Here is a 23,065-nt window from a genome sequence, read left to right as displayed (position 1 = left end):
TTCAGTCAGCTCTCAATGTATTTATATTACCAGATTTTCGGGTGCTGGATTTGTATCTCTTCACCTTTTCTTGTTCAAGAATAGTCGAAACATAGTTTGAAAACTTATTCCGAAACTCAAAAGGCGAGAACGGCTCGGCAAAGCTACTTGTTTCTTTGATTTGAAAATTTTTCTCGTTCTGCTCAAAATAGTTAAGCGCTTTCGCTAGGGAATCTGGCGTTGCTTCCTCGAAAAGAACACCAGTCATATCGTGTGTAACTGTATCGAGTGCACCCCCACGGCCTAATGCTATCACCGGCCGGCCTGACGCAATCACTTCAACGGGGACAATCCCAAAATCTTCGACACCGGGAAATATGAGTGCACGACAACGCGAGTAATAATCTTTAAGGGTTGCAAACGAGACGCGCCCTAAAAATGTAATATTGGGGCCGGCAGCCGCCTCTAGTTCCTTACGTTCGGAACCTTCCCCAATAACCACTAAGCGACGTCCAGATTTTGTGAAGGCCTCCACCGCGATGTCTGGTCTCTTATAGCTGGCGAGTTCGCCCGCATAAAGATAGAAGTCTGATACTTGGACAGGTCTGCTTTGCGCAAATGCATCCACATCCACTGGCGGATATATAACCGTTGCATCTCGCCGCCAAAATTTTTTGATACGCTCAGCCACGAAGGACGAGTTGGCTATGAAATGATCGACACGAGCGGCTGAGGTCGTATCCCAGATGCGCATTTTGTGTGCGATGTGAGGCATGATTAGTTTTGTCAAACGCCCCGCTTGATCTCGATAAACGTGGTACTGATCCCATATGTACCGCATTGGTGAATGAACGTAACAAATATGCTGGGCATCTGGCCGTACAATGATGCCTTTGGCAGGCCCAGCCTCAAAAGAGATTACTAGGTCGTAATCTGTCAAGTCTAAAGCCTCTAAAGCCTTGGGCATTAACGGCAGGTACTTTTGGTAATGTTTGCGAGCTCCAGGTAGCTTTGCTATAAATGTCTCAGTAATATTGTGTGCGCGAAGAGTTTCCGAAAGGTTTTCTGGGATGGCTACATGGGTGAAAATATCTGCGTTGGGGTATAGTTTGCAGACTTCTTCAAGTACTTTTTCACCGCCCCTCATGCCTACGAGCCAATAGTGAACCAAAGCAACTTTCATGACTAATATCCTTACTTAAATGGGTCGAACGGCATCCTTAACCGAAGGGACTGATACACAAGTTGTGCGTATGCTAAAAGTCCTTTTGCCATCGCGATCACTGAACTAGGCCGGCTGAGTCCTCTAACATACTTTTTGCCAGGGCTTCTTCACATCATATGAAGAAATACTCACTATCGCTATTGCGCAAATTGCGTTTCCGAACCAAGTCTTGCTTGGGCCGAGTTGCTTGAGAACTCAATACTAGATTTAAAGCCGATTGAATTAAATAAAAAGGCAGTAAGAACTGTATTCATTCAGTTAAGCGCGTCGCAACAGCTTTACGCACTGCGGCAGAGAGATCATGTGCCCGCGCTTCTGAACCGGATTGAGCGTAGATACGAAACTCTGGTGCGTTTCCAGATGGGCGTAGGTGCGCGACGTCACCGCTCTCAAAGTTCACCCGTAAACCATCTGTCAGATCTACGCTTGAGATGCGTCCGAACGGCGCAAAAAAGGCTTCGCGCTTGCCTGCGTCATCTATCAACCCTGCGAGAAACACACCTGCCTTGGCGCGATCAATCTCTTGCAATCTTTGCGCTGCTGTAAAGCACTGCGGCAGGTCTGCCACGAGGTCTGCCAAGCTTTTGCTTTGCTGTTTCGCTGCAAATAAAGGCGAGATGATCGGCAACATGCAATCACGTGTTGGCAGCGCGGCCAATGGGCCTGCGAGCGTGGCATCGAAGCCTATGAGAAAGCCCCCGTTGGCTTCAAATCCGATGCAAGCGTCTGCGGGCGCCTTGGCTTTTTCCATTTCAGCAATCACAAAAGGTGAGCCAATGCGGGTCAAAAATACCGTTTTAAACTCAGGGCAGCGGCGCACCATGTCATTCGATGAGACCGGTGTGATGACAGTCTTAGCGCCCAAAACTTTTGCGGTTAAAACGCCAAGCACATCGCCTGGAATGACTTTGCCCGTCGCGTCACTGAGCAGCGGGCGGTCTGCGTCACCATCGGTTGAGGCCACAGCATCAAGTCTGTGTTTTTGTGCCCATGTGATCAGGTTTGTACGGGTGATGTCATCAACGGCTTCTGTATCTACCGGAATGAATGTGTCGGAATGTCCCAAGGGGATCACCGTTGCGCCGAGCTGTGCCAATATGGTTTCCATCGTGTCGCGTGCGACGGAGGAATGGCGATACACGCCGATGCGCAAGTCTTTCAGCGCCTGAGCACCGAAAGCATCGACATAACGTTTTACGTAAAGTGTTTCTGCCTCAGGCAGCGCGCTCTGAGTGCCAGTGCCTCCACACCGTTTTTTGCGCGCAGCATAGGCTGCCGAAATTTTTCGCTCGTCGTCTTTCGAGATCTCACCCTGTGGGACATAGAATTTCAAACCATTACGATCCGAAGGAATGTGACTGCCGGTGACCATGATTGCAGCGGCACCGGCGTCCATGGATGCAAGGGCCAAAGCTGGCGTGCCAACAGCTCCGCAATCGACGACATTGACGCCAGCACTGAGGGCTGTACGAGAAATCATTTGAGCGATGTCAGGTGATGAAGGGCGTAAATCTTGGCCTATGAAAAGTATGTCGCACGCTGGAACGGTTGTCAAAAACGCGTTTACGTAATCTGCAACGACGTCTTCGGTCAGATCAATGACAAGGCCGCGCAAGCCGCTGGTGCCAAAAGAGGGAGCCATAAGGGGTGCCTTTCATCAGGGATTAACGTTTCCGTTGCCCTAACATCAGTATGCACAAATCCAAATCGCAAAGTCGTGATACGCGATGTTTTTTGCACAAAATGCAATTTCTTCTCTTTCATAACGGATCGAAGCATAAACCATCTCTGGTCCGTATATTTGCGACGAAATACTGGAATTTAACGCTTATTTTGAGCAATTTGGACCTATCAAATACCAATTTCGCGCCAAATAAGACAGCCCTAACTACGAAAGTTTGGGCTCGAAACTCTTGCGCTATTTGTATAGGCGTACCACGTGGAAAAACTGTTGTTAACTGACACTCTGTGAGACAACCTACTATAGGATAATTTTAATTATGACCTTGGCACACATTACCCCGGTGATTTTATGCGGTGGATCTGGAACGCGACTTTGGCCTTTATCCCGTAAGAGCTATCCTAAGCAATTTGTCCCACTCGTTGGCGAGCAAACTTTGTTTCAAGCGTCCGCGCAACGTCTTAGCGGCGCGTCTTCAAAGCTGAGCTTTACGGCTCCTACGGTGTTAACCGGCTCTGACTTTCGGTTTATTGTGACCGAGCAACTTGCCGAAATCGGTATCGACCCTGGCGCTATTTTAATCGAGCCAGAAGGCCGTAACACTGCCCCTGCCATTCTGGCCGCAGCCTTACATTTGTCCGCAGGTGATCCTGAGGCAATCATGCTTGTTGCACCGTCTGATCATGTGGTGCCTGACGCTGAGGCCTTTCATGCTGCGATTGAAAAAGGCCTTGCTGCGGTTGAAGCAGGCAAGCTTGTCACCTTTGGGATTAAGCCGACCCACGCAGAAACCGCTTATGGTTACCTTGAAATGGCCACGCAGCCTGATGCCTCTGGCGCGCCTGTCGACCTTAAACAATTCTTTGAAAAACCAGACACAAGCCGCGCAAACGAGATGGTTGAAGCTGGAACTTTCATGTGGAATGCAGGGATTTTCCTGTTCAAAGCTAAAGATATCGTTTCGTCCTTTGTGGCGCACGCCCCAAATCTGACCAAACCAGTTGCAGCCGCTGTTGACGGGGCACAGGTAGACTTGGGATTTTTGCGACTTGACCCTGATGCTTGGGCGCAGGCTGAGGATATCTCTATTGACTACGCTGTGATGGAACGTGCGGGCAATTTGGCGGTCGTGCCATTTGATGGTGGCTGGTCGGATTTGGGCGGTTGGGACGCTGTGTGGCGTGAACTTGGGCCGGACACCGATGGCATTGTGACCTCAGGAGATGCGACAGCGATCGAATGCACCAACAGCTTATTGCGTTCTGAGAATGAAAATTTGGAGGTCGTCGGCATTGGCCTCAACAACATTATGGCAATTGCAACCAATGATGCTGTGCTTGTGGCTGACATGTCGCGCGCGCAAGACGTCAAGAAAGCTGTTGCGGCGCTCAAAGTCAAAGGGTCCGCGCAAGCGACGACATTCCCGAAGGATCACCGTCCATGGGGGTGGTTCGAAAGCCTTGTGGTCGGCAGCCGCTTCCAGGTGAAGCGCATCCATGTACACCCGGGTGCAGCATTGTCCTTGCAAAGCCATTTCCACCGTTCTGAGCATTGGATCGTTGTTGAAGGCACGGCACGTGTGACTATTGATGAGGACGTGCGCTTGGTGACAGAAAACCAATCCGTCTACTTGCCTCTGGGCTGCGTCCACCGGATGGAAAACCCAGGCAAAGTGCCAATGGTTTTGATCGAAGTACAAACCGGATCATATTTGGGTGAGGATGACATTATCCGCTATGAAGATGTGTATGCACGCGGCCAAGGCGCTAAAGGGTAAATACATGAAAATCGCAGTTACTGGCGCCTGCGAGGCGAACTGCTAAACGAAGAATGGTTCGACAGCCTAGATGCCGCACGCAAAAAGTTAGCCCTCTGGCGATACGATGACAACCAAGTCAGGCCACACTCATCGCTGGACAATCAAACACCCGCTGAAGCGCGGCGCGCGCTTGAGCAATTTGAGGGCTCCGCGCACGCCGCGCTTGCCCAAACTGAAACCGAGGAATATGAAATCCAGACCCGCAAACTCTCGTTATGAATGAGGGAGCCTCGGGGGGCAGGTCACCGAAGGCTCTAGTGTGGACCAAAATGGAGTAAAGCCTGAGACCGCCGCTATTCACATTCTGGTTGCACGTCGAAGAATCCGTCTTGCAGCCATTTTGCGTTAGCGAGATCCTCGTTAAAATCTGATGCTTCACTGGTGATATTGTTGAACTCTACTGCCACTTTACCGTCCGGAGTTACTTCGATCGCTTGACCCTGTTCGGGGATCGTAACTAGGCGGTTGCCATTGGGTAGCAATTGGTGTTTTCCACGGTAGACGCTTTTGAATGACGCTTCGAGCCCAGGCAATGCGTCTGTTACTTCCATAGTTGCGGGATCCACAGTCATAATTCTCGAACGGGGCCTGAAACGGCTGTTGTCATAGATTGAGATCCGCCCATCGGGTTCAAAATCGGGATCATGCTGCTTCAGCCAAGGTCCATTTTTTGTCCATTTCAACTCTCCTTCTGGCGAGATGATCGCGATAAGATCCAACTCGCGAATGGATAGCATCAAATCTCCTGCCTCGAATTGTGGAAAAGCTGGTGCTAGTTCAGGTAGAAGTTCTTCGACATCGTTCGGGTGGAAAATATCTCGCGGTTTTTGATCGTCTGGTACAAAAGGAAAATCAGGAAACATGGAGAATGCAAGCGCCGAGTCGCGGTTGCGTGCTATCACGTCCCTCGTAAAACTGATCCGCTTGATATCCTCGCCAGTATCTGGGTCGAACTTGAGAATGTCTTGAACTTGTCCATAGGCTGAGCGTTCGCCAAACCAAGTCCAGATACCGCCGTCAGCTGCCGGTGCGAAGGAGTGGTGATAGAAACCTTCTCTTACCCAGATAGCATCGCCGCAAGGATTAACGCGGGCGACAAGCCCAACCCTATCAAAACTGATAATCACGGAACCATCGGCCAAGATTTCCATAGCGTGCGGCGCATTCTGGCGGTGCCGAGGCAGGTCCGAAAACGACATTGCGTCGATAGGCCATGTATGCACTTGCTCTCCTGAGCCGTCGTGGAGCTGAACCGAATAGTGGCCAAGCTCTAAATCCCAACCGAGGATCGCATAAAACCCCTCGCCGATAGCAGCGTCTGCATCATGGACCGTTACTGGAGCTCTTGCTGCACCAGCCGGTGCCAGTCTACGGCGACCCTCGCCGATTACTTCACCATGCTGCAACAATGATTGTGCGATTTTTGCCACCTGAACAACCTGTTGGTAAGGGAAGATTTTGTACTGCGCGACAAATAATCCCGCGGCGAAGCAAGCGATGGCTAGCAAAGACAACCCTGAGAAAAATGAAACGTTGCTTTTTTCTTCACACATGTTTTTGGTCCATTATATAAGCCAGCCGACAGTCCATCATCTTCCCTTTCATGCAAAGTGAAAATCACCACCCAAAAAATTGTGGGGCTAAAGATTTTCCATTTGAAAAGTTTGTGCAAACTGGTAGTTGTCGCTAAAATGCAACACGATAACCCTGTAAATTATGAGCTAAAATCCGTGAAAATTGTTAACCTCAGTATTTTCGCCATCTTATTTCCCTTTGCTGCGCATGCCTATGTTGGTCCAGGTGCTGGTCTAGGCGCCATAGCTGTAACAATCGCAGTTTTACTGGGGCTAGTGCTTCTGTTGGTTGGTTTTGTTTGGTTTCCGTTAAAGCGGATGCTCCGTAAGCGTAACGGCAAATCTGAGAGCAATAGCACTTTGGAGGACTGATTTAATGTCCTTAGCTGCGCTTACGGTTGCGATAACATCGGTAATTTGTTTCGCGGTCGTGCTAGTGCGCTCTCGTATCCTAGTAGTTGCCCGGCAAATAACCAGCACATCAACAGCCGGTGTGACGGCAATGTTGGATAACAACCTGAATGACGATGCTAAAGAATACATCGTGCGAGACGCTGGCGTACAACTTATCAAATTGGCAGGGGAGATCGGCTGGCGGATCTTATTAGCGCTCCTGGCAGTAGGCGTGCCGGTGGTTGCAGCCGCAGTTTTGGGGCTGGTGCCGCATAAGGATAGCATGGGGGTCCTGATGCGTGCCGATTTCATCGTAGTGGCATCGGTTCTAGCGATCGGCCTTGGGCTTTTTTTGCGCCGGCATCAAAGCGCGGAAGCAGAAGAAACAGGAGGCAATGAAACAAGCTCATACGGCAGCGGCGACAGACTAATGCATGCGTTGGCTTTCTCTGGCCCCAGAGTAAAGAAAACGCTTGCGCGCGTCGATGACAGTCTGTTCGCGGGACGGATTTCAAAAACACCGAAAGCGCCGCCAATCTTTATCACCTCACTAGCCCGTGGTGGGACAACGGCCCTCCTTAACGCCCTACACGACATGCCCGAAGTGGCGACCCATCGCTATGCGGACATGCCGTTTTTGAGCGCGCCAATGCTTTGGTCCCGACTGGCTAGCCAGCGTCGCCACATCGTTGAACGCGAGCGTAGCCACCGGGACGGCATAAAGATCGGGTTGCAGAGCCCAGAGGCTTTCGACGAAGTTTTTTGGATGTTGCATTGGCCGGAAAAGTATCACGAAACCCGGATTGATTTATGGCTAAGCGGCGACTTCAAAGTTGAGGCGCAGGAATTTTTTAACAAACACTTTAATAAGATGGCTCAAATTAGACGCCCAAGAAGTCGTGGCACGGTGCGCTATCTGTCCAAAAATAACGCTAATATCGCGCGGCTCTCGTTACTGCCGAAAATTTTCCCCGACTGCCAAATCGTCGTGCCTCTGCGGGAGCCATCAGCGCACGCCGCATCGCTTTACCGACAGCACAAGAATTTTGCGAAATTGCATGCTGAAGACGATTTTTCTAAACGATATATGGGTGATATCGGACATTTCGAGTTTGGCGCGTTGCACCGTCCAATTGCCTTCAGCCATAATTTTCTGACGGGACGAGATCTAGAGCAGCCAGATTACTGGCTGGCTTACTGGATCACGTGTTTTGAGCATATCGCTGATCATATCGATAGCCTGATTCTATTGAAACAAGACGATCTCCGCGAAAAGCCTGAGCAAACGATGGAATGCTTGCTAGCTAGCCTAGGCCTTAGCAATACTGCATCAAAGCAATGGGACGGCTACTTCCGTAGGGAGCCAGACGCTGCAAGGGACGACCTGTTTGACAAAGCACTGCTCGCGCGCGCACGGACAGTTTACGAACACCTAGGTTCTTTGGCCTTACGGTAGAGGGCTCACTAGTCCTTGGCAAAATCAAGTACGTAATCTGCGCGTTGGTTCGCACGCTGGGGCGAATCCGGTGACGGCATTGCAAGATCGAGACCTGCAAACCCTGCGTTACGGACGAATTCCGCAAGGATGCGGTGCGGTTCGCGCTGACCAATGGGTTAACGCGCAAACAGGTTGCTGACGATCTTCTCGCTCGGGCTCTTCGTTGTCTTTCTCATCGTCCACTCCTCAGTGGTTACGATGAGCAACAAACCCTCTCTTAGCAAATCGCTCTATTTGGACCCATAGGCGCTGACGTCAGATACTTCGAGCTTGTGTGCTCTGACAGTGCTCCTTTCTAAAAAAGGCTTGGGTGTTGAACCTTCGTAACTATAACTGCTAAAGGAGCGGCCTAGCTTAAAGTGAGAGGCATTCGTGTCCAAACGTATTTCGATTGTAGTCCCGTGTTATAACGAGTGTATCCCGTCACGGCCTTTGAGACAGAGCGACAGAGACATTGCCTGCGCAGCGGCATTGTAATGTGTCATAACGTCACCGATCGTTTCCTCAGCAGCTTTCTGATCGGTAAACTGCGCATCACCTGTTTCGCCCCATACCAATGGAAGCCATTCTGAAGGTGGGATCATCTCCGGGCAAGCAAGGACGCCGGTTACATAACCATCGAGCTCACTGAGTGTCATTGGCATGTTCAACGGAAAGAACAGCGTTCCGGCATCGGGCGACCACAGACCCTTCCTCTTGAGGTCATGCCGCCACGCATAAATCTGCTGCCGGGTCACCTCATGGCGCTGCGCCACCTGTGTCACCGTGGCCCTGCCGACCCCGACCGACATGACAATCTCGAGCTTGTCCTCGTCGCGCCAAAAGCGGCGCCGCTCCAGCCCAAGAATTTCACCACGCATCGCAGACCCCGCATAAGACACGTCGTTTAACACGTGTCTTAAACCAAGGCGCCGAGCTCAGGCAGGCGGTGACAATGGCGTGGTTACGTAAGTTCTACTGATGCACCCCGTTAAAAAGGGGGAGATTACCGTGACATTTTCTTGTGTTGTATGCCCCTTCGGCTGTAACGCTGCCAAGTTCTTGCTCCGGTGGGATTTGGTTGAGCAGGTCTGGCAGAATGGGCGCATCCCTGATACTGCTAATCGTGATCTCGATGGCACCGATCTCCAGTACTTTCTCATCAATCTCGATATGTATCTGGCGCCACAGGCTGCGTTTAGGACCGCCGTGCTTGCGGGTATTTCACTCGCCTTCCCCTTAAGCCTTGATTCCCGTGCTGTCGATAAGCAGGTGCAATGGTCCTGCTGAACCCTTGTATGGGATCGCGACGGACAATGCCTTCTCACGGCGACACAGGGTGCTGAAGTCTGGGATAGACCAGTCCAATCCGACAAGCTTGAGAAGGCTCGCAACAAATCCTGTCGTCTGCCTCAATGGCAATCCAAACAACACTTTGAAGGTCAGGCAGGCTTGTCGCGCCGCATCGCTGTAGACTTGTTGGCGTCCCCGCCGCCCTGAAGGTGCAGCATCCCACAGCATCGCAGGATCAAACCAGATCGAAAGCGATCCCCGCTTCTTCAGTGAAAGGTTATACTCTGCCCAGTTCCGGGTCTTGTATTTCGCAGGTGCCTAACTGCTCATTTCCGCCAGCTATAACGCTGGATTCACACTGTGAATCCTACAGAGCCCGATTTGTGAAACAAGGCCGGTAGCCCCCAAACGAGCAGATCGATATCCGTTAGAATATATAAACTACCCTAACGTATATAATTGTGAGACTTTCTGTGTTAGCCATGATTCTGAAACAAACGAATTTTCGATAGAATTTGGTAAAATGAAGGATTAAAATATGGCAAAGCCCCATGTCGGCGACAAGATCGTTGGAAAAATCGACAATGGTTTGGAGCTGACAACCTTCGAGACGTGGATGTCCGGGGTGAATGCGCCACTTGAAGATGGTCCGGACTGGGTTGACCCGCTTGCGAGCGTGTTGGCTGCGGAAGGAAAAAATGGCCTGTTCAAAAGCGGCAGGGCTGGCTCGAACGGTGAAGCTGTTGACGGATATTACACGCTGAACATGTGGGGATTGTCCAAAACACTTCTTTCGCTCGGCAGTACCAGCGAAACGACGGAGTCCAGCCGGAAACACGTGATCGCGGAAGGGTCACTTGCTGATGCTGACGGGACATTTGATTATTCGGTTGAACTCGGAAATCGGGGTCAACAGAATATGGGCGATATCAGCTCGCAGGTGACCCAAATCATCACCGGCGGCGGCGGTAATGACATCATTGACGGAGGCGCGGGTGACGACATCATCGCGGGCAATAGCGGCGCTGATACGATCAATGCCGGAGCCGGGCAGGATTTTGTCAAGGGTGGTGTAGGATCCGACCTGATCAATGGTGGTGACGGAAGCGACTATCTGGTTGGCGATCATTCGGATAGTAACGAGTATCAAACCCTGGCCGATCGTATTGGCGGCGACACCTGGAATGACACCATCAATGGTGGTTCCGGGAACGACTTTGTCTTTGGCAACCAGGGTAATGACGAGCTGAACGGTGATGAAGGCGACGACGTCATAGAGGGCGGCAGTGGCAACGACACCATGGATGGCGGAACCGGTGATGACTTGTTCACATTCGAAGGTGGTTTCGGGGTGGATACCGTTGATGGCGGTGCCGACAATGACACGCTGGATCTGTCGCAGGTCCAGGCGGATATGACCGTTGGTGGTACGAATATCTGGGGCACGTCTGACCGATCTGCGACAGATGATGCCGGGAACACGGTGACCTTCAACGGTATCGAATCCATTGTCACTGGTGGCGGCGATGACGACTACCAAGGCGGCTATGTGCGCCATGAGATCAACAGCATTGACATGGGTTCGGGCGACGACCTGTTCAATCTCGCAACTTTTGACGGCATTAGCCTAGATATCGACGCAGGTGCGGGTGATGACACGGTTTGGATTGGCGGACGGATGGGCACCGGCTTTGCGGGGCTGATGAATGGCCATGTCGACGGCGGCGGCGGCGACGACGTGCTGGTGATGGAAGGCGAGTTGGATGATCTGACATTCTCGAAAACGCAGGTGACCGACGGTGTGAATACTGTGACATTCAGTGGCGTCGAGACGATCCGCTCTGGTCGTGGCGATGATACCTTTGAAAGTTACATTCACCGCGATGTCACCTCGATCCTGATGGGCGACGGTAATGACACCTATAACGGTCTGACGATGTTGGGTCAGAGGTTGCATATCGACGCTGGTAAGGGCGACGACCTTGTCCAGATCGGCGGCCACCCGGGGTCTGGCGGGACAGGCGTCTTCGATGGTCATGCCGATGGTGGCGCGGGCGTTGACACATTGCAGCTTGGCCTGATGGCACGTGGGGAGCATGGCGACGCCCTGAGCCTGACGATCAATGCCGATGGAACCAGCGGCACTGTTGGCTATCTGGACGGTGAAGCTGTTGAAGCCACATTTAGCAACTTTGAGACCTATGCTTTCTCGAGCAACCGGGCCAACCCGGTCAACAACCAATACGTTGACGCAACCGCCACAAGCGTTGGGCTGATGCTGGACACTGCGAACGGCAATGACATCGTCCTTGGCGGTAGCGGCGACGACACCATTCTGGGTGGTTCCGGCGATGACGCGCTTAATGGCGGCGCTGGCAATAACGTCATCGATGGTGGCGAAGGCGTTGATACGATTGAATTGGCCGGGTCGGTGGCGAACTATACGTTCGAGACTTTTTCGCATATCCGTATAGACGACACCGAGACCGGTCTGGGTGGCAACAACAAGGCGTCTAACTTTGAGCGTCTGGCCTTTGACGAGGGCGAGTTCGCCTGGCAGCGTGGCAACAACGCTAACAACAATCTGACGGCAAGTGACGACTCGGGCGCGATCATGGTTGGTCTGCATGGGTCGGACACGATGACCGGCGGTGACGGTGACGATGTGCTGATTGGCGACAACGGTGCCAACTTTACCTGGAAGAACGGCAATGACGTTCTAAACGGGGGCGCCGGTAACGACCTGTTGTTCGGCAATGGCGGCGATGACGCGCTTAACGGCGGCGCTGGCGATGACGCGCTTAATGGCGGCGCTGGCAATAACGTCATCGATGGTGGCGAAGGCGTTGATACGATTGAATTGGCCGGGTCGGTGGCGAACTATACGTTCGAGACTTTTTCGCATATCCGTATAGACGACACCGAGACCGGTCTGGGTGGCAACAACAAGGCGTCTAACTTTGAGCGTCTGGCCTTTGACGAGGGCGAGTTCGCCTGGCAGCGTGGCAACAACGCTAACAACAATCTGACGGCAAGTGACGACTCGGGCGCGATCATGGTTGGTCTGCATGGGTCGGACACGATGACCGGCGGTGACGGTGACGATGTGCTGATTGGCGACAACGGTGCTAACTTTACCTGGAAGAACGGCAATGACGTTCTGAACGGGGGCGCCGGTAACGACCTGTTGTTCGGCAATGGCGGCGATGACACGTTCGTCTTTGAGGACGGATTTGGCCATGACATCATTGGCGACTTTGAACACGGCGTTGATGTCATTAATGTTGCTGGTGTCACCAACTCGCGGGAAGCGCGCGTAGTGGAAGAGGATGGCAACACGATCATCAGCCTCGGTGATGAAAGCATTACGATCCAGGATTTCGACTTCTCCGAACATTATGGCACAATCAACGAGTTCCTTACAGGCGACAGTTTCGAATTCTAAGGTTCTGTGTGTACGATCTAAAAAGGGCGGCGGACAAACCTTCCGCCCTTTTTGTGCAGCTGCGCAAGGTCAGCTTAGATGAATGGATGGTAATTGGCTGATCATGGGCACGTTACCGTCGTTCGCCAGCGTTCAACTCGGGCTCCTACAAACAACATTATCCAAGCATGATCGATATGTTATGCCGCGCATCCGCGAGGCCGTTTGCCTTCCCGAAACGCGCGTGGAAGCATTAGGTGTAGATTGACGGGCGTGGCAAATGAGTAACAGTCGCTAAGGGCGGAAAGATGACATTCGCTGTGGGCGGCAAGCATGAAGCCAAAGGTTTTCATTAGCTTCACTTCGACCGAAAGTCATCAATGTGGTTTTGGTACCAAGAATAGGTGCTTTCGATCCCTTCCGGCAGCGCGATGCTCGCTGTCCAGCCCAGTCTGTGCAAGCGCTCGCTGTTCATCAGCTTTCGGGGCGTTCCGTCTGGTTTACTCTTATCGAACTCGATGTCACCTTCAAAGCCAATCACTTCACGAACGAGCTCTGCCAGTTCCCTGATGGATATGTCGGTGCCGAACCCCACGTTGATATGGGACAGCATCTCCTTGGTTTCTCGCTCGTAAGTTTCATTTGGAAGGTCCATAACGAAGAGGCTCGCCTCAGCCATGTCATCGACATGCAGGAATTCTCGAAGTGGTTTTCCCGTTCCCCAGATCACGACACTATTTAGGCCGTTGAGCTTTGCCTCATGAAACCTGCGGATCATCGCTGGCAGGACATGGCTTTTCTCCGGGTGAAAGTTATCCCCTGGGCCATAAAGGTTTGTTGGCATGACTGATCTGTAGTCACGGCCGTGCTGCCGATTAAAGCTTTCGCACAGCTTAATCCCAGCAATCTTGGCAATCGCGTACGGCTCGTTTGTCGGTTCGAGGACACCGGTAAGAAGTGCGCTTTCGGACATCGGTTGTTCGACATCACGTGGATAAATGCAGGATGACCCAAGAAAGAGCAGTTTTTGTACATTAGCTGCATGAGCTTGCCCGATCACGTTGGTTTGAATCAGCAAGTTGTCATAGATGAAATCGGCTGGGTATGTGTTATTCGCCATGATGCCGCCGACACGCGCGGCTGCGAGTATCACAGCGTCCGGACTTTCGGACTGCATGAACTCCCGCACCGCAGCTTGATCACACAGGTCGAGCTCACTGCTCGTCCTCGTAATGATCTCGTCGTTGCCGCGAGCTTCGAGTTTTCGCAGAATAGCTCCTCCGACCATTCCGCGATGACCCGCAAGAAAAATCCTCATCTGGTTATCCTTCCAGGCTGACTGAAAGCTCGAGACCATGAGACTTCAATAGCGCGTGTCTATGAGCTGCTCTCAGGTCATCGGCCACCATCTCTGCGCACATCTCCTGAGCGGTAATCTCGGGCTCCCAGCCAAGAACTTTCTTCGCCTTGGCAGGATTGCCCAAAAGTGTTTCGACTTCAGCAGGGCGGAAGTAGCGCGGGTCGATCCTCATGACCACATCGCCAGCCGTGAGCATCGGCGCCTTGTCTCCCGTAATTTTCGCAACAGTCGCGATCTCATCAACACCAGTGCCGCTGAACTCCAGATCGACGCCGAGCTCCGATGCAGTCCACTGGATGAAATCACGGACTGAATATTGTACGCCAGTTGCAATGACAAAGTCTTCGGGTCTGTCCTGCTGCAACATCATCCATTGCATTCGGACATAGTCTTTCGCATGGCCCCAGTCCCGCAAGCTATCGATGTTGCCCATGTAAAGGCAATCTTCCAAACCCATGGCAATATTTGCTAGGCCTCGGGTGATTTTACGGGTTACGAAAGTCTCGCCCCTGCGCGGACTTTCATGATTAAACAGGATGCCGTTGCAGGCGAACATGTCATAGGCTTCACGGTAGTTCACGCAGATCCAGTAGGCATACATCTTCGCGACCGCATATGGAGACCGCGGGTGAAAGGGTGTCGTCTCGGTCTGGGGTGTCTCTTGTACAAGCCCGTATAGTTCGGACGTGGAGGCTTGGTAGAAGCGCGTCTTTTTATCCAGGCCGAGAAAACGAACAGCTTCGAGTAGGCGCAGGGTTCCCATTGCGTCGACATCGGCTGTGTATTCAGGAGCTTCAAAACTCACTGCTACATGTGATTGAGCGCCAAGATTATAAATCTCGTCAGGCTGCACTTCGCTGATGATGCGGGTAAGGTTCGAAGAGTCTGTGAGGTCACCGTAGTGCAGGTGGAAACTGGAGTTGTCGTTGTGGGGGTCCTCATAGATGTGGTCGATACGACTTGTGTTGAAAGAAGACGCCCGCCGCTTGATCCCGTGAACTTCATAGCCTTTCTCGAGCAGAAGCTCTGCCAAGTAAGACCCATCTTGGCCCGTGATGCCTGTGATAATAGCTTTTTTCACTCTAACGATTCCTAAATTTTCCAATGATGGCTGCCAAAAAATTTGCCGGCGGAGCTGAATCATCATGCTCTTGAAAGTCAAGGCAGGTAGCCCTCACTCGCGCCGAGTTTGTGGAACAGTTGGCCTTTTCAGTAAAATACATCAGCATGTAGCGGATCTACGAAAGCGATTTGATAGAAGGCCTTGCGGTTTCTCAGAGTTTTCGCACCTCATGCCATCGCCCAGATCACGGCCCCGAAACAGGTCACGGCCCCGAAACAGGTCTTCTACATTTCGACATGTTGATAACATACATCTATCATCACCGCCAAGTGGATGATTTTGCCGATCTTCTCCGCGTGTTGGAGTACTCTAAGCTTGCGTTGAGTGTCGCGTTCGTCATGAATACTTCCTCCATCCCAAATCAGGGAAATTATAGGAAGTGTTCCGAGAGCCCGTGCATATCTACAATGGTAATTGTCTGATCATGGGCACCACACCGTCGTTCGCCAGCGTCCAACTCCCGCTCCCGCAACCAAATACATAGACTTAACAGTTGCTTATAAGCCGCCTTAACGGGCGGCTTTTTGCGTTCAAATCTTCCGGAAGCACTACGAAAGCAAGACGGTGCGAAGTGCTGTGTAGAGAGGCTTGGCGCTGGAGGCGGCAAGATCTTTAGGGGTAGTGCCAGTAATATAGATATTGCTCAGCACGAACGGACGCCCATGTTGATCAGGTTTTGACCGCTGATCCGATATAAATTGTTGACCCTGTAGCGGCCGGTTTCCATATACCATGCCCGAAGGGCAGGAGGGTAATGGTTGGCGATTATGCTGGACGCCTGATCAAACGACGCGGGAGATAAGGCGCGCCCATACGAGCTAGGCCCATGAAACCCGAAGGTTGTTGTCGGCGACACGCAGGCGTTGGACAGCCCTATGAACATTGTGCAGGTCGAAAAGCAGATGTTCCCGCGGATTTGCACTGGACGGTTTTCGCGGCGGAGTTGTTCTATTTGGCGTAGTCTGTCCCGTAAGAGCCCGCCGCGATCGTTGCCGACGATCAAAGGCGCAGATTGAAAGCTGACCTCAGTTTGTGCTTGACTTGTTTGGGGAAACGTTGTGGCGAATAGTGTTGCCGCCAGTATTGTAATTTTTCCAATTCGCGCCACTGGGCGGAAGCGTATCGTACGTTGAAAGACCCTCATGTTCCACTCCAAAATCGAGAGTGAGCTTTGATCATTCAGCACAGTATATATCTATTAATTACATGGCCTATCTGCTCACACTACTTTCGCAGCCTTGCTCTGAAAAAAGGGTCTCGAAGCTGGTGAATTTATCCAACGCTTCGTCCTTTCTATTGTCCGGAGACCCTGAGGCGTTTGCTACATGACCAAGCGTACTAAGAGCTCTAGCGCCAAGCCACGCCTCTTCCGAATGGTTTGGGTGTCCAAAGGTATATAATGGGGTCTATTACGCGTCCTCACCCGTTGTTTTGGTGAAGACTGGTTTGATTGGGGGGAATGCCTGACGTGACGGGGTGCATGTCACTCACGAGGCGGCCAACGTGCGGATGGATGCTTTGTGTCCGTGGGTAGACTAACAACATTTGCAGACATGCCCAAAAAGAAAAAAGTCAAACCTGAAGGTCTAGTCGCGAGTTTAGATGTCCTTACAGGGAGTTCAGAATTATCAGCTAAGGTACGACGTTACTTTACCGTTGGACCTGCCCGCCTGTTGGGGCACTGATAGGTGCCGAACATGCCGGTTATTTCAACAGCCCGTTTGGTTCTTGGGTGCGCCAAGCTGTGGCGTTATGTGGGCGATTGTAATCGCGCTTCTGTAGCCTGTTACGCTCCGCCGGCCGATTATTCCCTTAAAGTTGCTTTGCAACTTGTGAATTGCTGACCTTCGTAACCAATTGCTTGCCAGATCAAAACGTCAATTCCCATCAGCGCGATGAGCGGCTTAAAGGTCGTTGGGTTCTTGAGGTGGACTGCCGCCTGATCAATCTGGCATGGGAACGGGCGTGGATGTTTCCAAGGAGTGAGGTGATAAAAGGCAGCCGCCACGAAAGAAGCGATCATCATAGATGGACAGTCCGATGACCGCACCAAACTGGGTTTGGCCCGTGGCCCAGGCGATCAGGAGTATTATTCCAATCACCGCAAGTCTGACGTCTGCGACGTGCAAGTCCACAATACGTCTGCTGCGGGAATAAGTTGGGTAGGGGTCGGAATGGCTCGTGTGGCGAAGTTAGGATGAAAAATGGGTTTTGGGCATGTGCCGTGGCGTTAGGAGTTTTTTGAAACCGGTTTGACGCGTCCGGCGCAACTAATAGTACCTATATCAAAAGGGCTGTTTGATGCGTATGATACCTGCAAATACGGCTGGGTTCCAGGCTCTAGCCCCGATGGAGGCGTTTGCCGCAGGTTCCGTAACCGACACGCCACCCACAGGACGGTGACAACTGAAGCCTTCGCGGACGGGCTGGTCTTTGGTCTTGCGACCCAAGCGTGCGTGATACCACCACAATCGAGCAATGATGTTAACGCGATGATTAATGCGGTGCATGAACTGGCTTACGATTGCCGTTACGCCGATGCGCGGGCCGTGTTGAATCGTTGGGATGTGGGCGGCTGCATGGTACTGTCGTCCGGGACAGGCCAGTCCCGGACGACAAAATTCGCCAAACATGCCCAAACTCTGCTGTCTGCCGCTCCGGCAAACCAAACAGCAATTTGAGTGTCAGACAGGCCTGAATCGTGGCTTCGCTATAGGCTTGCTTCGTACTGGCCGGCCAGACGGAACAGCCTCCCACACCGCCTTAGAGCCGAACTGGATCGACTTCTACCCGCGCTGTTTCAAGGGAAGTTTATACTCTACCAAATTTCAGGTCTTGTACTTCGCGGGTGTCCAGCTGCTCATCAACGCTAGCTAGAACTCTGAATTCAAACAGTTAATTCTTGCTAGATGCGTGCTGTGCAACAAAGTCTTGGATACAAAATTTTCACTGGGTAAGATAAAGAGGCTGACCTGCTGAAGTGGCAGATCAGCCTTTGCTATCAAAATTTACACACTCACACTACCAGATAAGTATCACTATGATACTATATATTATTTTTATGCAACATATTTTTTTTGTGATATGCAAAGCGCAGTTGCATTAAACTTTTAAACGGAGAGTATATTTAAAATGAGTTCCCTGCTAAAGAATATTGCTCAACTGCAAATCCTTCTTGCGGAGATGGAGCTAGAGGTGGGTATCAGAGACATTGGCGCTATCGAAAAGTCTGTCCTGAGTTCTGTCGCTGACTTAGCTGGTGATGCAAGGTTAGTTAGTACAAAGGAAATTTTGGAGCATCCGTTGAACGACTTTTACTCTCGCCCATCTCTGTTTCGTGCGCTGAAAAATCTTGAGAGCTTGGGCCAAATCGCAAAGGGTGGCGAGAAGCGTGGCTTGTACACGCTTGTAGGCGTTGGTGAATGAATGGAGCAAAAGCTCTTCCCGGCGTGAAAGATGCTTTCCACAACTTCGTGTTGGTGAACATCCTCTACGTTGTTTCTTGCGCACTTACGCTTGGCTTTGTGTTTCCTCTCCAAAGCATGCTTTTGGGCTCCTCACTACTCGACATTGGCTTATTGTATTTGCCGCATGGCGTGAGGGTTTTGGCTTTCTATTTTTTTGGCTGGCAGGCGATCTTTTACTTACTACCGGCAAGCTACTTATTTTTAGCGCTTTCGAATTCTGCAGGTACTGATCTCGACATTATGACGCCAGTCGTGAGCATGATTGCGTGCTATTTGGGGTATAAAGCCGCCACATTTATACCACTCTTTAGAAATAGAGCGCTGTCGCCCGGTTTGTGGAAGTTTTTGATATTTTCCGGAGCGAGTTCTTCACTAGCGAACGGCATTGCGTTGAGTTTTTTGCAACATCAAGGCGCTGAACTCTTAAGTGTAATAGGGTACATGATTGGTGATGTATTCGGGCTTTGCGCCTGTTTTGTTATTCTGATGTATTTGTTCAGGTTTGCTAGACTGCTTGCCAAGGCGCACGATGCTTAATGTCACTTTGTCTAGTTCCATTGTTTGGTCGTGAATATCTGCTGCCCGACTGTATTTTTCTGCCTAACGATAAACATCTCAGCGCCCCTACTTATCTGGGATAAGCACACGCACTCGACTCCTGGAGCCAAAGACGCAACCGTCATGCATTAGTATCAAGTGTAGGTGTGCATGGCACAGTCTGGCCTAATGATGCCCCTGCATTGATGCCTACATTAAAGATTGATGCCTACATTAAAGTATGTGGCCTTATCATCTTGATCTAGGATGAATTGGTGCCGTTGGTGAAGCATTGCCTCATTAGCAGTGCGTTTTGGCCGATGAGGGTCGAAGTAGTCAGTTGCGTTTCGTTTTGCGAGTACTAGCGTATGATGCTCAGTAAGGGGGAACGCGTCCTTTATAGAAAGGCAAAGTTCGTGCTCAGTTGTGATACGCTGAGCGCATAGTTCACAGGAGACACATCCAGCCTCGCGGTTTCTGTAGCGGTCTCAGACAGAATTGGTCCTGCTTTTTGACCAGTATTTAGCCTAGTAAAGGTGCAACATGTTTTGAGGTCAGGCTCCTAAACTCATTAATTCTGGTTTGGCTGCTTAAGCCTAATCTGGGGGCAAGATGCCGGGGGACGAGTAAGATCTCTCAGTGCTATAATAGTCCAACCATTTGCGGATAATTGCCTTCATTTCGGAGCCCCTCTCTATGACAAGCCCGTGAACGCATTCGTGCTGAAGAGATCACCAAAACCGCTTGATCATGCGGTTGTCGATCAAGTGAACTTTGCCGTCCCTGCTTGGTCATCGCCTCCTTTAATATTCTAATGCAAAACTCCGCATCCATGCTGTTTTATGGCCGAAAACCTATAAAAAAAGACGGTTTAAAAATCGCCACTGCGTTGTGGGACGGACGCGATGACGAGGTGGGCGACGCTATTATGCGTCACCCTGCCAAAAGTCTGCACAGAGAGCTGGAGGTGCTTAATGCCGCCTTTGAGAATTTCGAGGATAGCCCCACACGTCCAGCGCGCTGCCTAAAACAAAGTTAAAGCCGGCCGGTTGTGACAGGGACACGTAGCGGCTAAACAACGCCGTCGCCATCAAAAAACGAGCAAACGCTAACAGCTATTTCATCCACATTTCTAGTCTCAAAGGCATGGGGCGTATGTACGATGAACTCATTGATATTCCCGCGTTTCTATTAGATTTTCAAAAAATTCTACACGGTGTAAGCATGACCTTGGTCCGTGTGACACAAATGGTTAGACCGCGCAAAGTAAGTATTGATCAGCACGAACGAACGCCCATGTTGATCAGGTTTTGACCGCTGATCCGATACATATTGTTTACCCTGTAGCGGCCGGTTTCCATATACCATTCCCGAAGGGCAGGGGGGTAATGGTCGGCGATTATGCTGGACGCCTGATCAAAAGTCGCGGGAGATAAGGCGCGCCCATGCGAGCTTGGACCATGAAACCCGAAGGTTGTTGTCGGCAACACGCAGGTGTTGGGCAGCCCTATGTACATTGTACAGGTCGAAAAGCAGATGTTCCCACGGATTTGGACTGGACGGCTTTCGCGGCTCAGTCGCGTCAGTTGGCGCAATCTTTCGAGCAAAAGGCCGCCGCGATCGTTGCCGACGATCAAGGGCTCAGATTGAAAGCTGACCTCAGTTTGTGCCTGGCTTGTTTGGGGAAACGTTGTGGCGAATAGTGTTGCCGCCAGCAGTGTAATTTTCCCAATTCGCGCCACTGGGCGAAAGCGTATCGTACGTTGAAAGACCCTCATGTTCCACTCCAAAATCGAGAGTGATCTTTGACCACTCAGCGCCCCCACGCTTGGGACGGGTTTGGCAGGGTGGGCGTTAAAGAGAGGTTATTTCGCAGTAAGAGATTTTTTACGATTAAAGAGGTGTTTTAGAGAAAGTTAACTCGAGGTTATGAATCATTTTACAAAAAACCCGCCAAAACAGGGTTTTCAGAAAGCGGTGAGTTGGACTGGTCGTATTGGTCGTCGAGATTGTGAACGTTGTGCCGCCACCGCAACCACCGCCAACCACCAGAAGGCTTAAAGCTGCCGCAGCTGGTGCGACGTTCGTGATTGCTTGATCGCCGAAGATCAAATCAAGGCATTGATCTGCGTTTGTGTTTTCAGGATCATCACAATCAATTTCCTGATTGGTTGTTTCAGCGGCGATTGCTTCCTAGGCGAAAGCTGCGTTGCTGAGGCACAAGACGGTGGATGCGGAGAGTGTGAAGGTGCGTAACTTTGACAACTTCTGGGATAATTTGGTTTCTGCCTATTGCACTAAAACAGTAAAAACCGTGGTTGGCGCAATTATGGTTACCTAGGTTCTTTGGATATTCAAAATTTCCATTTTGTTTGGTCTCTGACACGAGCTTCCAGAATTAAGATTTTAACGGATGAGGGACAGTTTGTGGTACCGGACGCCTTGCAGCAACGGCTTGACCCACATCTCTCCGGTAAAATTGGCTGCTGGAGCTATGGCAAAAAATCGCTTGTTTATCAGAGTGGTTTTCTCGCGGGTGCGGACGGGTTGTTGCATGACCTCGAGTAGCGCGGTGCAATCGCTGTGCTCCTTTCCAAAGCAAACCGCAAAACCCAGCGTCACTATGGCGTGGAGGTCTACAAGTGGCAGCACACGTTAGAGAATTGCCGCGCGAAGATCAAAGAATTCAGAGTGATAGTCGCAAGATAGTAGAAAAAGATTGCAGTTACGTCGCGTATTGGAGCCGCGTAGCCGCCATACGCACTCCTGCAAATCGTGAAAAAATCATCAAGATATACCCTTATGTCAACATTTATACTCTTTCGTATAGAAAATTTGTACTAAAGGGTATCATTTTGATTGTTCTCTTGTTAACTGAGATTCTTAGTAGGGCGAATACACAAATTCGCTAATGAAACGTTAAACTATGCGGCCACTTTAGTGGGTCCGTACATTGAGAGACTGCCCGATGAGCGACCAGGATTTTCATTCCTTCAAAGAAGGTGTCGTTATCGCGCCTTTTACGCGGAAAAAAGCACACTATGAGTTATGGGGTAAACGTACGCTAGATTTGGCTTTTGCTCTTGTTTTGCTCCCTATCTTGCTGCCGGTGATTGCGCTGCTTTGGCTTGTGGTGCGTTCCGGCGGATCTAGGGGTTTTTTCGGCCATCGCCGTGTAGGGCGAAATGGTAAGATCTTTTCGTGCTACAAGATCCAAACGATGGTTGCCGACGCAGAAGGCAGGCTTACAGCTTACTTGGAGAGCAATCCCCAGGCTGCACAAGAATGGGCGGACACTCAAAAGTTGACGAATGATCCCCGCATAACAAAAGTCGGTAAATTTTTACGCAAAACCAGTCTAGATGAGTTGCCGCAAATCTGGAACGTACTGGCGGGCGACATGAGCTTCGTTGGGCCACGCCCTGTTACGGCCGTGGAAATCGAGAGGTACGGGGTCCATCGGGATACGTACCTGGAACTTAAGCCGGGAATAACTGGCGTCTGGCAGGTTGAGGGGCGCAGTAGTGGCGACTATTTTGAGCGAGTACAGATGGATCGGAAATACGCCGCAACTATTGGCATTTTTTCGGACATATTACTTATCGCTAAAACAGTCACGGTCATGATCCAACCAACAGGTAGGTGACCTTCGCCAATAGAGCAGCAAGATAAATCTGTTCATAATAATTGCAGATCGTCCCAATTTAGGCACG

17 protein-coding genes and 2 pseudogenes are annotated in these 23,065 nt (G+C 51.0%); 9 read left to right on the top strand and 10 right to left on the bottom strand.

From position 1 onward, the window contains the following. Position 1: 1 nt before the first annotated feature. Positions 2-1,162 carry a glycosyltransferase gene (locus TR2A62_RS08475; protein ID WP_009159175.1) on the bottom strand — a complete coding sequence of 387 codons (1,161 nt, stop codon included), beginning with the start codon at positions 1,160-1,162 and terminating at the stop codon, positions 2-4. A 292-nt stretch (positions 1,163-1,454) separates the two neighbouring features. Beyond that, positions 1,455-2,846, bottom strand: a complete 1,392-nt coding sequence (locus tag TR2A62_RS08470; RefSeq protein ID WP_009158071.1) for a phosphomannomutase — start codon at positions 2,844-2,846, stop codon at positions 1,455-1,457. 358 nt (positions 2,847-3,204) lie between these two features. On the opposite strand from TR2A62_RS08470, the gene TR2A62_RS08465 reads away from it, so the two are divergent. Both TR2A62_RS08465 and TR2A62_RS18115 read left to right on the top strand, forming a co-directional pair. After that, positions 3,205-4,662, top strand: a complete 1,458-nt coding sequence (locus TR2A62_RS08465; RefSeq protein WP_009158092.1) for a mannose-1-phosphate guanylyltransferase/mannose-6-phosphate isomerase — start codon at positions 3,205-3,207, stop codon at positions 4,660-4,662. Positions 4,663-4,686: 24 nt separating this feature from the next. After that, positions 4,687-4,923 (top strand): annotated as a pseudogene (locus tag TR2A62_RS18115) (integrase core domain-containing protein); the annotation flags it as partial. A gap of 74 nt (positions 4,924-4,997) precedes the next feature. On the opposite strand, the gene TR2A62_RS08460 reads toward TR2A62_RS18115, so the two are convergent. Further along, entirely contained in the window at positions 4,998-6,257 is a 1,260-nt protein-coding gene (locus tag TR2A62_RS08460; protein WP_009158293.1) for an arylsulfotransferase family protein, read from the bottom strand. Between the two features lie 57 nt (positions 6,258-6,314). Here TR2A62_RS08460 and TR2A62_RS19120 point away from each other — a divergent pair, with 57 nt between their 5' ends. After that, positions 6,315-6,650, top strand: a complete 336-nt coding sequence (locus TR2A62_RS19120) for a hypothetical protein (protein ID WP_223296091.1) — start codon at positions 6,315-6,317, stop codon at positions 6,648-6,650. A gap of 130 nt (positions 6,651-6,780) precedes the next feature. Next, positions 6,781-8,127 carry a sulfotransferase gene (locus TR2A62_RS17605; protein WP_190275698.1) on the top strand — a complete coding sequence of 449 codons (1,347 nt, stop codon included), beginning with the start codon at positions 6,781-6,783 and terminating at the stop codon, positions 8,125-8,127. A gap of 446 nt (positions 8,128-8,573) precedes the next feature. Here TR2A62_RS17605 and TR2A62_RS19115 read toward each other — a convergent pair whose 3' ends face one another. Then, entirely contained in the window at positions 8,574-9,029 is a 456-nt protein-coding gene (locus TR2A62_RS19115) for a UPF0149 family protein (RefSeq protein ID WP_009160849.1), read from the bottom strand. A gap of 130 nt (positions 9,030-9,159) precedes the next feature. Beyond that, positions 9,160-9,711, bottom strand: a pseudogene (locus TR2A62_RS18105) (IS5 family transposase); the annotation flags it as partial. Between the two features lie 268 nt (positions 9,712-9,979). Between TR2A62_RS18105 and TR2A62_RS08435 the strand changes: the two are divergent. Then, positions 9,980-12,886, top strand: a complete 2,907-nt coding sequence (locus TR2A62_RS08435; protein WP_009159475.1) for a calcium-binding protein — start codon at positions 9,980-9,982, stop codon at positions 12,884-12,886. 337 nt (positions 12,887-13,223) lie between these two features. Here TR2A62_RS08435 and TR2A62_RS08430 read toward each other — a convergent pair whose 3' ends face one another. The 4 genes from TR2A62_RS08430 to TR2A62_RS19535 all read right to left on the bottom strand — a co-directional run bounded on the left by TR2A62_RS08430 (position 13,224) and on the right by TR2A62_RS19535 (position 18,105). Beyond that, complete coding sequence (locus tag TR2A62_RS08430) at positions 13,224-14,183, bottom strand: GDP-L-fucose synthase (protein WP_009160311.1); 960 nt, start codon at positions 14,181-14,183, stop codon at positions 13,224-13,226. 4 nt (positions 14,184-14,187) lie between these two features. Further along, a complete protein-coding gene (gmd, locus tag TR2A62_RS08425; protein WP_040821320.1) occupies positions 14,188-15,306 on the bottom strand; it encodes a GDP-mannose 4,6-dehydratase in 1,119 nt (372 codons plus the stop codon). 1,846 nt (positions 15,307-17,152) lie between these two features. After that, complete coding sequence (locus TR2A62_RS17600) at positions 17,153-17,374, bottom strand: hypothetical protein (protein WP_009159979.1); 222 nt, start codon at positions 17,372-17,374, stop codon at positions 17,153-17,155. Positions 17,375-17,844: 470 nt separating this feature from the next. Next, positions 17,845-18,105, bottom strand: coding sequence for a transposase (locus TR2A62_RS19535; protein WP_369699503.1), 261 nt, complete (start codon positions 18,103-18,105; stop codon positions 17,845-17,847). Positions 18,106-18,480: 375 nt separating this feature from the next. Here TR2A62_RS19535 and TR2A62_RS08410 point away from each other — a divergent pair, with 375 nt between their 5' ends. The 3 genes from TR2A62_RS08410 to TR2A62_RS19105 all read left to right on the top strand — a co-directional run bounded on the left by TR2A62_RS08410 (position 18,481) and on the right by TR2A62_RS19105 (position 20,391). After that, complete coding sequence (locus TR2A62_RS08410; protein WP_040820505.1) at positions 18,481-18,774, top strand: hypothetical protein; 294 nt, start codon at positions 18,481-18,483, stop codon at positions 18,772-18,774. Beyond that, positions 18,771-19,352 carry a hypothetical protein gene (locus tag TR2A62_RS08405; RefSeq protein WP_040820503.1) on the top strand — a complete coding sequence of 194 codons (582 nt, stop codon included), beginning with the start codon at positions 18,771-18,773 and terminating at the stop codon, positions 19,350-19,352. The genes TR2A62_RS08410 and TR2A62_RS08405 overlap by 4 nt, the downstream gene beginning before the upstream one ends. A gap of 814 nt (positions 19,353-20,166) precedes the next feature. Next, on the top strand, positions 20,167-20,391 hold the full coding sequence (locus TR2A62_RS19105; RefSeq protein WP_223296090.1) for a hypothetical protein: 225 nt from the start codon (positions 20,167-20,169) through the stop codon (positions 20,389-20,391). Positions 20,392-20,629: 238 nt separating this feature from the next. Here TR2A62_RS19105 and TR2A62_RS08395 read toward each other — a convergent pair whose 3' ends face one another. Further along, positions 20,630-21,130: a hypothetical protein gene (locus TR2A62_RS08395; RefSeq protein ID WP_009159964.1), complete on the bottom strand. Its 501-nt coding sequence runs from the start codon at positions 21,128-21,130 to the stop codon at positions 20,630-20,632. Positions 21,131-22,320: 1,190 nt separating this feature from the next. Between TR2A62_RS08395 and TR2A62_RS08390 the strand changes: the two genes are divergently transcribed. Beyond that, positions 22,321-22,998, top strand: a complete 678-nt coding sequence (locus tag TR2A62_RS08390) for a sugar transferase (protein ID WP_040820500.1) — start codon at positions 22,321-22,323, stop codon at positions 22,996-22,998. Positions 22,999-23,065: the final 67 nt, after the last annotated feature.

The sequence above is a fragment of the Thalassobium sp. R2A62 genome (assembly GCF_000161835.1).
Taxonomy (GTDB): Bacteria; Pseudomonadota; Alphaproteobacteria; order Rhodobacterales; family Rhodobacteraceae; genus Thalassobium.
Note: the sequence above shows the minus strand (reverse complement) of the source record. Positions and strands in the feature narration are given on the sequence as shown.